Here is an 11,090-nt window from a genome sequence, read left to right as displayed (position 1 = left end):
TTGGACTAGAGCGTGAGCAATATCTGTAGTAAAATTATTCATAGGGAAGTCCTCTTTTCTGTGGATGTGGTCGGTAACTTCATTCTACTAGAAAAGGACTTCCTTTTTTGGTGATCGATCGTTTACACAAACTATTTTATGCTCTCGAGGGGGAGCATATGAAACATGCTTCAGCAATGATTACAGGAAAAACCTCTTTAAATTCCCTGCGTACTTCCAATAAAAAGCAATGCCGGTCCGGGAAAGGAGAGGCATTGCTTTTTCTGCTTGCACGAATTATTGTTTACTGATTTCAGCTTTCTGTATTTCTTCTTTTGTTTGCTCGACCAGAGTCTCACTCATATTGGTCATGGCTCCGGTATGCTGGTTGTAGCTGAAAAAGATGGCAGGAAGCGGAAAAGAAGCATCTTTTGTTTCAGCCCATACTTCCTCGATTTCCTCCGGTAGTTCATAAAACCCGACAGCCCAAACGTCAGAAAGCACATGATAATGGCTTTCTCGTAGGTTCACGCTTTTTCCGCCTTCAAATAATTGTTTCCTCGTATAGTGCCGCTCTACCAATGTTTCGTCCTTTTGCAGCATCACTGCCCGGTACTTGGTTTCTTCCATAAATAGCCGACCTTCTTTCTGCTCGATAAGATATTGTTTGAAGTCTAACCTTTCTGTTCCCGACAACAGGCAAAAATAAAAGTACACAAGGGAGAAGGTCGAGAGGCTTAAGTACTTATGTCTTTAGAGTGATATAGGCAGGAATGGGGGCGGTCATCCGACATGCCATCGGACGACGAATATAAGTTACCGTATCTGTTCCCTTCGAGATTACTTAACTCTTGAAGGGAATAAAATTTATTTTGCAGTGATATCTTTAAAAAATACGGGTAGAAGAAAGTTTTGTACTTATTAAGTTTGATTCCAGAGTATATAAGGTAAAGACTGTTAAATTATAGAGGTTTTTTGAACATTAGCATGTTTGGCTGAAAAATTGGTTTCATGAAAAATCCCAGAAGCGGGGGGAAAGAGGAGATAACGGTGGCTGTACGTAAACCAATTTCCGGTGAAGACCAGCAATCAGCAGTAGTCATCGTCGATAATGGAGGAATAGAAGAAAGAATCAATCTTCTCGTTTTAAGTATTAAAGCCATTAGAGCATTGGCAAAAGACAGCGGCTTAAAGATTAAAGCAACGAAAAAGCAGGATATGGTTAATGAAATCCTAAATCAGGCGGCCGGATCTAAGCTGACAGTTCAAAATAAGAAACCAGGTATTACAGAAGAAGAGCCTGCCAGCCAAAAAAATAAAGAAAACTACGCCGGGGTCATTATTACGAATAAAGAGGGAAATGAAGAAGAGGTTAACCTTTACTCCATGGAAAAGCAGGCTGTAAAAAAATTGGCGGTAGACAGTGGGCTGCAAGTAACAGCGGAAAATAAAAACGGGATGATTGAGGAAATTATGAAGCAGGTTAGTGAAGCGTATCAAGGAACGGAGAAAACGCCCGCTGAAAATAATAACGAAGACCCGAATGAACACACACTGCCAGAAAATAAAGCCCCGGCCTCCTCCTCGTTTCTATCAGAAGCTACACAGAAAACGCTCGTCCATGATATTACACGTAGCATAGCCTTGGAATGGAAGGATGAAATGTACACAGAGGTCAAAGAAGAACTCAAGCAGCAAGTGAAAAACGATGTTATGCAAAATGCCTGGGAGGATTTAGTTAGAGAAATTAAAGAAAGCGCCGGGGATAACAGCATAACCGGGGAAAAATTTTTATCCATTAAACCTCGTGCGGACAGATAGAGGCTTAAAAGAATTATTCAAGTTCGAACAGTAAAGAAAGGGGCAAACATAATGACTGATAAAAAAGATAAAGTTACCTACGGACTAATGGCAGCCGGAAGTTTGATCGGAGGCGCTATTCCGATGGTCACAAAAGGAATGAAAAAGAAAGATGGGCAGGACGAGTCTTTGGAAGAATCGGAAAAGGAGAAAAACAATTCGTCGGAGGATGAAAATAAAAGTGGGGGCACAGCTTCCTTATTGAAAAAACCACTTAAAAAAGCTGGGGAAACGAAAGACGGCGTAAAGCAGAACGTAGAAAAATCGAAAGCAAAACTTTCCGGCACATCAGGTTCGTCTTCAGAGAAGAAAGATAAAGGACAGGTGCCTAAAAAAGCAAGAATGGTTTCTAAAAAAGAAGGCAGGCCACAATTAAAGAACGCAGAAAGTACGACAAATCATGCCTCCAAAGAAAAATCGTCGCCTTCTAAAAAGAAAAAATCAAAACAGAACGGCCCTCGGCTTACTGAAGTGATGGACAGCGTTAATGCATTTTTCGAAAACTATGTAGCCGAACCAAAGCGTATTACTTCCACAGAAGAAAAGAACGGGCTGTGGCATGTAAAAATCGAAGTGCTGAACAATGACGGCAGAAAAACGAAAGTAGAAACATACGAAGCCACCGTGGATGAAGAACTAGAGGTTACTTCATATAAACAGGTATAATGAATTTACAGTTGCATAGTAGTTGAATAGAATTGGCTCCCTGCAGGCTTCTAAGAAGAAAAGCCTGCAGGGATTTTTAATATTGTCGGCTGCAGCCGGGCGTAAAAATTAATGAATTTACCCTGTAATTGAAAAATTTAAAAGTAATTTTCTCTTTATGCTACAGATAATGTTACGTAAAAACGTGCTTTTTGTAATAAACGCGTAATATTTAAAACGCATTTTGTTTAGTAATGAGTGGAAATACGGTTTTTTTTCGGCAAATACACGTACGAAGACCCGACATTTTTACATAATATGAAAAACTATTAAGGTTAGATTACAACTAAATTAATGTTATTGCCATTTGTACTTTTTCAAGGCATAATCGGTAGCGTTGTGTTTGAGAGAAAGCACAGAAAAAGTAAACGACGGTAAGACGACCTGGCAATCCATGCAGTGTTGGCACAAAGACAAGTAAACATATAGGCAAACTTTTCAATGGACTTCGTCATCAGGGCGGATAACAATATTATGATCACAAAGGATGAATTATTTATGATGAAAAAAACACTATTCGGTACAGCAATTACAGCAGGCGTCGTATTCGGAGCACCACAGGCAGCAGACGCATCCATCAGCGACCACGGTTCGATGTCCTACGGTGACGTTAACTCCTCTGTAGCAGAGCTTCAAGACACGTTGAAAGAAAAAGGCTACTTCCACGGCTATACTGGTTCTACATTCGGACCTAGAACGCTCAGCGCCGTGAAAGACTTTCAGGAAGCTAACGATATTTCTTCTCCAGCAGGCGACTACTTCGGCGTAGCTGGCCCGCAAACTCAGGCAGCACTTGGCGGATCTTCTGATTCTTCTGAGGAAGAAGTAGCAGGAGCATCAACTTCCGAGTCTTCCGACAGCAGCAGTGAAGGTGAAACCATGACAATGGAAGCTACGGCGTATACAGCTGAATGTGCAGGCTGCAGCGGCATTACTGCAACTGGCGTTAACCTGAACAACGATCGTGACGCTAACGTCATCGCTGTTGACCCGGATGTAATCCCACTCGGTTCCACAGTGAAAATCGAAGGTATGGGCACGTATGAAGCAGCGGACACAGGCGGTGCCATCAACGATGACCGCATTGACATTCACGTACCAACGAAATCCGATGCATTCGCATTCGGCCGTCAGGACGTTGAAGTAACAGTAGTCGACTAATTACCATAAAAGAAGCTAGCCGGAACTGGGAAGCATTTCCCGGTTCCGTTTTTTTAGTGCAAAAAAGATCATAGAGGCCCTTATTATGGTATTGATTGTTTTTCTGAGGTAATAAACGGTTATTATAGTAACAATAATGATTTTAATCTGGACTTAATAATGATAATCTATATTTGGTGAAAAATTACTGAAAAAGATGCCTCCCTGACGTGAATAAAATACCGGCGGAAGATTTCCGCTAAACGGAGACGTCTTTTTCTATTATGTAGGGAGTATGAAAGATAATGAATAAACCACAGGGAGAAAAAGACATCATTTTAATCGGGGCCGGGATTATGAGTGCAACGTTAGGTGCACTGCTAAAAGAGCTGTCCCCTGACTGGAACATTAAAGTATTTGAAAAACTGGAGAAACCGGGAGAGGAAAGCTCCAATGTATGGAACAACGCAGGGACCGGGCATGCGGCGTTATGTGAATTAAATTACACAAAAGAGCAGCCCGATGGGTCTGTTGATATCAGTAAGGCAATCAGTATCAATGAAAAGTTTCAGGTATCCAAGCAGTTTTGGTCTTATCTGGTAAAACGTAATCTGCTTCAAAACCCGCGTGAATTCATCATGCCTCTGCCCCACATCAGTTATGTGCGCGGTGACCATAACGTTTCCTTTTTACGGAAACGTTACGAAAAAATGTCGGCACACCCGTTGTTTTCGGGAATGGAATTTTCCGAAAATCCAGAAGTGCTTGAAAAGTGGATGCCGCTAATGATGAAAGACCGGAAAATTCAGGAGCCGATAGCTGCTTCTAAAATTGAAGATGGAACAGACGTGAACTTCGGCTCATTAACAAGTCAGCTGTTTAACCATTTGGAAAAGAATAATGTAGAAATGAAGTATAACCATGACGTAGATGATATTACGAGAAATGAAGACGGCACGTGGGAAGTAAAGGTGCGCAATCATCAAAAAGAAACTCTGGAGTTGCACGAGGCGGATTTTGTATTCATCGGCGGCGGCGGTGGCAGCCTGCATCTGCTGCAAAAATCCGGTATATCAGAAGGAAAAGGCATTGGTGGTTTTCCGGTAAGCGGCCAGTTTATGGTCTGTCAGGACCCGGACGTGGTATCCAAACATTTCGGAAAAGTGTATGGCAAAGCTCCCGTCGGAGCACCGCCAATGTCTGTACCGCATCTGGATACCAGATATATTAATAACCAGGAAACGCTTTTGTTCGGGCCGTTTGCCGGTTTCTCGCCAAAGTTTTTAAAGACTGGATCGCTAATGGATTTACTGGGTTCTGTCAAACCAGATAATTTGTTTACGATGATGGCCGCGGGTCTCAAAAATATTCCGTTGACCAAGTATTTAATCAAGGAAGTAATGCTTTCGAAGGAGCAGCGGATGGAAGAACTAAGAGAATTTGTTCCGAGTGCGAAAACAGAGGATTGGGAGCCGCTTGTAGCCGGACAGCGGGTGCAGGTCATTAAAGACACGGAAGAAGGAAAAGGCACGCTGCAATTCGGAACAGAGGTCATCAATGCGGAAGATGGATCTATAGCAGCCCTTCTCGGAGCGTCGCCAGGCGCATCTACAGCAGTATCCATTATGCTCGAAATCATTGAGAAATGCTTCCCGCAATATCTCGATACATGGGAGCCGAAACTAAAAGAAATGATCCCTTCGTACGGCATAAACCTTTCAGAGCAACCAGAAATGATCGAAGAAATTCACAAATCCACCGAAGACACGCTTGGGTTGAAGAACCAGAAACAGCCGCAAATGACGTAAAGTTGAATCTGGTCAATACCAAAAGCCTTTTCTCAGTTTGAATAGCTGAGAAAAGGCTTTTTTGGTTTAAGGCCGGTAGTATGGAAAGTAAAGAAAAAAGCTAATATGTATTAAAAAAATCCCAGTAATGATAGAACGTAATTAATAAAGTGAGGAGAGTATAGATCAACGCAGCAAAAAAGAGCACCGAAAACCGGAGGCCGCTGCGAGACTTTGTCTCCATTCTAATCCCAGCATCTCCCTGGGTCTGCATACGAACGTGCTCCAATGAAAAACTGCCGGAAGAAGTAAACCAGTCGATCACAATCACCGCAGCCAGGCCGGTGAGAAACGAAAATTCAATGAAAGCAGCAGAAAAAAGAAGGCAGCGAGTCAGTTGAGAGCAATAATGACAGCCAGTGCCAGCAAGCCGGAAAGCATTTTCTTCACAACGAATGTCTCCTTAATTTTTACACAGAATAGAATTCTTTATAATATTTTTAAGAAATATAAAATATTAAATACTATAAATGTTCAAATAAAATTTCATGATTTCCAAAAAGAAATTCTAGACTGACCAGGGATACTATCATGAATCATAATGGGTAATTAAGCACCGGAAAAAAGTAACTGGAAATAGGCAATAATATACCGGAATTTTAAATGCCCGTTTGATACGATTTAATATATAACATAAGGAGAAAATGATAAAGGATGGAGAGAAAAAAATGAATAAATCCACAGCGTTTTTATTGGTAGTCTCTGTGGTCGCCATTTCCTTCGCAGCAATATTTGTAAAATGGTCCGATGCTCCGGCTGCCGTTTTAAGCATGTACCGCATGTATCTTGCTAGCCTGTTTTTATTGCCGTTTGTCTGGCTGAATAGGCACGACGTCAAAAACATTAACAAACAGGAATGGGTACTGTTTATTTTTTCGGGTATTTTTCTTGGTATGCATTTTGCGCTCTGGTTTGGGTCGTTAAAGCTGACTACAGTAGCAAGCTCTACTATTATTTTAGCCCTGCAACCAGTAGTGGCTTTAGCTGGAGGCTTTTTGATTTATAAGGAGAAAGTCAGCGTACCGCAGTTAGTCACGATCAGCCTGTCGATGCTGGGGGTAGTAGTTATTGGCCTGGGAGACCTGGGGCGAAGCAGCAGTACCGCATTGCTTGGCAATCTGCTCTCTTTTTTAAGCGTAATAGCGGTTGTTGTATACCTGCTCATTGGCCAGCGTGTAGTGAAAAAGGTCTCCCACTGGCTGTACAGCTTTATTGTATTCTTTGTGGCCGGCGTTTCCCTACACGTTTTTAACGCAGTTTCCGGTGTTCCGGTACGTGGATACAGTGCAGAAGAATGGCAGATATTTGTCCTTCTTGCCATACTTCCGACGATTGCCCACGTCATTTACAATCATTTGCTGAACTTCATTAACACCTCTACTATTTCGATGACCATTTTAGGAGAACCAGTCGGGGCCACCATTCTGGCTTTTTTCATTCTCGGGGAAAAAGTCGTTGCCCTCCAGGTTTTGGGCGGACTAGTTGTGCTGTTCGGTGTTGGGCTATTTTTAATTCAGCAGCGAAAAGCTTATCAACTGTAGAACAATAAAAGCCCGGCAGTCTGGTGGAGAAGCGTATAATAGATATAAGGAAACCATTCGTATTACAGCAACAATTGGTTCGAAATGCTGTCCACCCAGGTACAAAAACAGGAGGGCTGATAAATGCAGAACGAGAAATTGGTGCAGAAATTTAACAGGCGGGCCTGGAAGCAGGAAAAGCAGAGAGAAGAAGAGGCAAGTAATAAATGGAGAAAAAGAATATGTGGGTCTGTCAGAGGTGAAACGCTGGAAATAGCTGTGGGAGCAGGAATGAACTATGCTTTTCTGCCCGGCGATGCCGCATATACCGACGTTGACTTCAGTCCGGAGATGCTCAAAGGGGCCATGGCTGGTGCAAAAGAGTACAGGGTGAACGCTGAGTTTATTTTGTCTGAAGTTGAGACTCTCTCTTTTCCGGCCAACAGATTTGACACGATTCTTTCCACAGGTTCCTTATGCTGCTACGAAGATCCAATCCGGGTATTGAATCTCTTAAATAAATGGTGCAAAAATGAAGGACAAATTCTGCTGCTTGAGCACGGGCTCATGAACCGTAAGAGCTTTCAATGGTTGCAGCGTCAGCTGAATCCCTTCTTCTTTAAAGCATTTGGATGCCATCAAGACCGGGATATTATAAAGTTAGTTGAGGCATCACGACTACACATCGTAAAATATGAACAGGCTCAGTGGGGATATTTGTATTTGGTTTGGGCTAAACCGGCTGAGTGATCTAAGAAAGCAGTATTGATTAATTTTAAATGAATCGCTTGTCGTTTTGTTTTCCATATTTAACGATTAATAATAAGTATAAACGGAAATAAAGGAATAGAAGCAGGCATATTTGGGCTGTTTCAAAGTATTTTGCACGCAGTTAAGCATTCAAATGGGAGGAGTATTTTTAATGGCTGAACAGCCAAAAAGTTTAGAAGAACAGTTTGACGGTGAAGCAAGGGCAGAATTAATGCCGATTGCAAAGTATTATTTTGAGTTGAAGCAGCAGGACAAAAACGTTCACTGGGAAATTTCCATTGTGGACAAGGATGATGAAGAAGATCTTTTCATTGGCTGGGCAGAAGAGTTAACTAACCGCAGCAATTACATTGAAGTAGACCCGATCCGGGCAGAGGACGGGGAAGATGCTACGAACCAGGTTATCCAAAAAATTAAAGAGCATTTATAGTTGACTTCTAGAATAAATGATAAAGAATATTTATTGCAGTAAAGCAGGGCTGGATGAAAACGAGTCCTGCTTTATTTGTGTTTTGTATTCGATTAGGAATAAAAATTTATCGATTATCAATAAAAACAATGATAAAATAAAATCATTAACAAGGAGGTGCTTGTCATGAAAAAAGGCTCTACGCTTTTTTTAAAAATAGCTGTAATTTGTATTGGACTTCCGGTACTTGCTTTATGTTTGTTTGGCCTGCCTGTGATTGCGAGAGAAGCAGCGGGAAGCGAAACAGGGTTTGCTTACGTGATGTACGGAATTTTAGCTGTAATGTATGCGGCAGCAATTCCTTTTTTTATCGCTCTGTATCAGGCATTCAAGCTGCTGAATTACATTGACAATAACAAAGCGTTTTCGGAATTAGCTCTCAATGCGTTGAAAATGATTAAGTACTGCGCGGTAGTTATCAGCGGTCTGTATGTAGCGGGGATGCCGTTATTTTACATCTTCGCGGAATTAGATGACGCCCCGGGAGTTATCCTTATTGGAGCAGGGTTTGTATTTGCTCCTGCCGTAGTAGCAGTCTTTGCTGCTGTTCTTCAAAAATTATTTCAGCACGCTATAGATATACAATATGAAAATGATTTAACGGTCTGAGGTGAATGAATTGGCAGTGATCATTAATATCGACGTGATGCTTGCGAAAAGGAAAATGAGCGTAACCGAACTTTCAGAGAAGGTCGGCATTACGATGGCAAATCTTTCTATACTTAAAAATGGCAAGGCAAAAGCTATACGTTTTTCGACCCTGGAAGCCATTTGCCGGGCATTGGAGTGCCAGCCGGGAGATATTTTAGAGTACCGGGAAGATGGGGAGTCGAGAAATTAATTTCGAATATAAAGAACGGCTGCAGCTTTACCCGCAGGCGTTCTTTGTGTTGTATTGCTTTTGTGCAGGGCTCCTTATATTTAATAAGGAAAGAGAGTCTTTGGGCAGGTATAACTTTTGGTTATATCTATATGAAGGATAAGCATTATGCGTGTTTCGAATTTACCATTACGCTGTTTATAGATCGAGGCCTTTCTGCAGTATTTCCAGATAGGACCGGTCGGTAGCAAAAAGATACATGTCACGGTGGAGAGGGGCGTCCTCCAAAGGGATAAAGACCACTCCTCGATAGTCAACTTTCTGGACGATCATAGAAGGAAGATAGGAAATGCCGTACCCCTGGGCTACAAATCCTACGATAGCGTTATAAGGAACTTCAATAATAGAAGGAGCCTGAACATTCAAGTCCCCCATCAAGCGGGTTATTCGCTGATATAAAGGGGTGAATGGGGTAAGGATTTGCGCGTATTGAAAGCATTGAGTCATAGAAAGACGGTCAAACTGAGCCAACGGATGATTGGCAGGGATTGCTGCAAAAAATTCATCATGAAATAAAAAAGCAGACGATAAGCCCTGGTAATAGGGGCGGTCCTGAACAATAGCCGCGTCGATGCTGCCTGCACGAAGGAGTGGCAGCAGATCGACCGTATCTTCCTTGATGTGTGTAAGCTGTATGCGAAAAGGCATGAACGTTTCCATATGCTGTGGGAAATAATGCGAAGCCAGTAAAGGATCAGCTCCAATGTGAATAATTCTGCTTTCTGTATGTTTTTTCATACGGGACTGCAGCTGGCTTACGAGAGGTTCGATATCTTCATATAGCTTTTCTCCTTTGTGGGTTAACGTCATGCCGTGAGAGGAACGCACAAAAAGGGTGAATCCCAGCATATGTTCTAATTGTTTAATTTGTTTGCTTAAGGCTGGCTGGGAAATAAATAATTTTTTAGAAGCTCTGGAAATATTTTTTTCCTGGGCGACAGCCAGGAAATAATCCAGCATGCGTATATTCATCTGTCCACATCCATTCTGAAAGTAAAAGGAGTTTCCATGCTAAAATACTATACTTTACTGAGTTTTGCTATTATTTTAGAAGTGATAGGCGCCGCCTACATGAAGGTGGCGAATGGTTTTGCCAATCTGGAAGGGACGCTGGTGGTCGCCTTTTGTTATATTGTCGCGCTCAGCTGCTACATTATTCTTACTAAAAACTATGAGTTAGGAATTGTCAATGCCTTATGGGCAGGAGGCGGTACGGTGCTGGTTGTTTTGATAGGTTCCGTTTTTCTTGGGGAAAGCATGTCTATTATCAAAGCCGCTGGAGTAGTATGTGTAGTGGCGGGAATGGTAGGCCTAAACATTCCTGAACGGCAACATGATAATAAAGGAGCTTGGTGATGGGCGCATTATTATTAACCACAAGCTTAGTGTTTGCTGTTATCGCTAACGTGGCGGTGAAATTATCCAGAGGGTTTCAGAAAAAACTGCCAAGCGCTGCCGCCTATTTGTTCTTTCTTGGATGCATCTATTTTTTGACGTTGAGTATTCAATATATGGACATCAGTATCGCGTATGCGATCTGGTCGGGGGCGATGGTCGCAGCAACGGCAACCATTGGCTCTCTTTATTTCCACGAGCCGCTTACGAGAAAAAAACTCGTATCTTTAGTATTGATTGCTGCTGGCGTTTTAATGCTGCATCTTCAAAGTTAAATAAACCGGACAAAAGGCAATAAAAGCAAGGGTGTATTTCACCTCTGCTCTTATTTATATCCTAAAGGTTAGAGATAATATTAGCCAGCCCGCTGATAAGCGGGGACCGTCAATAATTTTGTGTAAACGGCTGTCCTTTTCCAGCCTTGAAGTTAACCCTGCCGTTGAAACATATCTTCCAATTGATGTTGGGCCTGGGCGAAGCCCAGGTGGCAGCGGGTGGAAAACTTTTGATTGTAGGCATCAAAA

General features: G+C 42.1%; 14 protein-coding genes. 12 read left to right on the top strand and 2 right to left on the bottom strand.

The window, feature by feature from the left end:
* Positions 1-158 precede the first annotated feature (158 nt).
* On the top strand, positions 159-290 hold the full coding sequence (locus CHL76_RS17405; protein WP_269845179.1) for a hypothetical protein: 132 nt from the start codon (positions 159-161) through the stop codon (positions 288-290).
* Here CHL76_RS17405 and CHL76_RS16440 read toward each other — a convergent pair.
* Positions 277-609 carry a hypothetical protein gene (locus CHL76_RS16440; protein WP_094909150.1) on the bottom strand — a complete coding sequence of 111 codons (333 nt, stop codon included), beginning with the start codon at positions 607-609 and terminating at the stop codon, positions 277-279. The two genes, CHL76_RS17405 and CHL76_RS16440, sit on opposite strands and share 14 nt — an antisense overlap.
* A gap of 420 nt (positions 610-1,029) precedes the next feature.
* On the opposite strand from CHL76_RS16440, the gene CHL76_RS16435 reads away from it, so the two are divergent.
* The 9 genes from CHL76_RS16435 (at position 1,030) to CHL76_RS16390 (ending at position 9,132) form a co-directional block, all read left to right on the top strand.
* The gene (locus CHL76_RS16435; RefSeq protein WP_094909149.1) at positions 1,030-1,800 is read left to right on the top strand and encodes a hypothetical protein; all 771 of its coding nucleotides are present in this window, start codon (positions 1,030-1,032) and stop codon (positions 1,798-1,800) included.
* Positions 1,801-1,851: 51 nt separating this feature from the next.
* On the top strand, positions 1,852-2,505 hold the full coding sequence (locus tag CHL76_RS16430; protein ID WP_079476735.1) for a hypothetical protein: 654 nt from the start codon (positions 1,852-1,854) through the stop codon (positions 2,503-2,505).
* A gap of 537 nt (positions 2,506-3,042) precedes the next feature.
* Entirely contained in the window at positions 3,043-3,705 is a 663-nt protein-coding gene (locus CHL76_RS16425) for a 3D domain-containing protein (RefSeq protein WP_158219216.1), read from the top strand.
* Positions 3,706-3,989: 284 nt separating this feature from the next.
* Positions 3,990-5,492: a malate:quinone oxidoreductase gene (locus tag CHL76_RS16420; protein ID WP_094909147.1), complete on the top strand. Its 1,503-nt coding sequence runs from the start codon at positions 3,990-3,992 to the stop codon at positions 5,490-5,492.
* Between the two features lie 683 nt (positions 5,493-6,175).
* Positions 6,176-7,072, top strand: coding sequence for a DMT family transporter (locus CHL76_RS16410; protein WP_371862284.1), 897 nt, complete (start codon positions 6,176-6,178; stop codon positions 7,070-7,072).
* A gap of 123 nt (positions 7,073-7,195) precedes the next feature.
* Positions 7,196-7,801 carry a class I SAM-dependent methyltransferase gene (locus CHL76_RS16405; protein WP_079476731.1) on the top strand — a complete coding sequence of 202 codons (606 nt, stop codon included), beginning with the start codon at positions 7,196-7,198 and terminating at the stop codon, positions 7,799-7,801.
* Positions 7,802-7,973: 172 nt separating this feature from the next.
* Positions 7,974-8,252, top strand: a complete 279-nt coding sequence (locus tag CHL76_RS16400; RefSeq protein WP_079476730.1) for a hypothetical protein — start codon at positions 7,974-7,976, stop codon at positions 8,250-8,252.
* A 165-nt stretch (positions 8,253-8,417) separates the two neighbouring features.
* Positions 8,418-8,900, top strand: coding sequence for a DUF2975 domain-containing protein (locus tag CHL76_RS16395; protein WP_079476729.1), 483 nt, complete (start codon positions 8,418-8,420; stop codon positions 8,898-8,900).
* Positions 8,901-8,910: 10 nt separating this feature from the next.
* Positions 8,911-9,132, top strand: coding sequence for a helix-turn-helix domain-containing protein (locus CHL76_RS16390; protein ID WP_079476728.1), 222 nt, complete (start codon positions 8,911-8,913; stop codon positions 9,130-9,132).
* A 177-nt stretch (positions 9,133-9,309) separates the two neighbouring features.
* On the opposite strand, the gene CHL76_RS16385 is transcribed toward CHL76_RS16390, so the two are convergent.
* Positions 9,310-10,143: a LysR family transcriptional regulator gene (locus tag CHL76_RS16385; protein ID WP_094909145.1), complete on the bottom strand. Its 834-nt coding sequence runs from the start codon at positions 10,141-10,143 to the stop codon at positions 9,310-9,312.
* Between the two features lie 36 nt (positions 10,144-10,179).
* Between CHL76_RS16385 and CHL76_RS16380 the strand changes: the two genes are divergently transcribed.
* A complete protein-coding gene (locus CHL76_RS16380; protein WP_094909144.1) occupies positions 10,180-10,527 on the top strand; it encodes a DMT family transporter in 348 nt (115 codons plus the stop codon).
* Positions 10,527-10,841, top strand: a complete 315-nt coding sequence (locus tag CHL76_RS16375) for a DMT family transporter (protein WP_094909143.1) — start codon at positions 10,527-10,529, stop codon at positions 10,839-10,841. Before CHL76_RS16380 ends, CHL76_RS16375 begins: the two co-directional genes overlap by 1 nt.
* Positions 10,842-11,090: the final 249 nt, after the last annotated feature.

Origin of the sequence: Marinococcus halophilus (assembly GCF_002265875.1) — a bacterium.
GTDB classification, from domain to species: Bacteria; Bacillota; Bacilli; order Bacillales; family Marinococcaceae; genus Marinococcus; species Marinococcus halophilus.
The sequence above is the reverse complement of the archived record's forward strand: the minus strand, read 5'-3'. Positions and strand labels throughout refer to the sequence as shown.

Excerpts from the sequence above, each read along its gene's own strand:
- CHL76_RS17405 (WP_269845179.1), top strand. The coding sequence starts at position 159 with ATGAAACATGCTTCAGCAATGATTACAGGAAAAACCTCTTTAAATTCC.
- CHL76_RS16440 (WP_094909150.1), bottom strand. The coding sequence starts at position 609 with ATGGAAGAAACCAAGTACCGGGCAGTGATGCTGCAAAAGGACGAAACA.
- CHL76_RS16430 (WP_079476735.1), top strand. The coding sequence starts at position 1,852 with ATGACTGATAAAAAAGATAAAGTTACCTACGGACTAATGGCAGCCGGA.
- CHL76_RS16425 (WP_158219216.1), top strand. The coding sequence starts at position 3,043 with ATGATGAAAAAAACACTATTCGGTACAGCAATTACAGCAGGCGTCGTA.
- CHL76_RS16420 (WP_094909147.1), top strand. The coding sequence starts at position 3,990 with ATGAATAAACCACAGGGAGAAAAAGACATCATTTTAATCGGGGCCGGG.
- CHL76_RS16410 (WP_371862284.1), top strand. The coding sequence starts at position 6,176 with ATGATAAAGGATGGAGAGAAAAAAATGAATAAATCCACAGCGTTTTTA.
- CHL76_RS16405 (WP_079476731.1), top strand. The coding sequence starts at position 7,196 with ATGCAGAACGAGAAATTGGTGCAGAAATTTAACAGGCGGGCCTGGAAG.
- CHL76_RS16400 (WP_079476730.1), top strand. The coding sequence starts at position 7,974 with ATGGCTGAACAGCCAAAAAGTTTAGAAGAACAGTTTGACGGTGAAGCA.
- CHL76_RS16395 (WP_079476729.1), top strand. The coding sequence starts at position 8,418 with ATGAAAAAAGGCTCTACGCTTTTTTTAAAAATAGCTGTAATTTGTATT.
- CHL76_RS16385 (WP_094909145.1), bottom strand. The coding sequence starts at position 10,143 with ATGAATATACGCATGCTGGATTATTTCCTGGCTGTCGCCCAGGAAAAA.
- CHL76_RS16380 (WP_094909144.1), top strand. The coding sequence starts at position 10,180 with ATGCTAAAATACTATACTTTACTGAGTTTTGCTATTATTTTAGAAGTG.
- CHL76_RS16375 (WP_094909143.1), top strand. The coding sequence starts at position 10,527 with ATGGGCGCATTATTATTAACCACAAGCTTAGTGTTTGCTGTTATCGCT.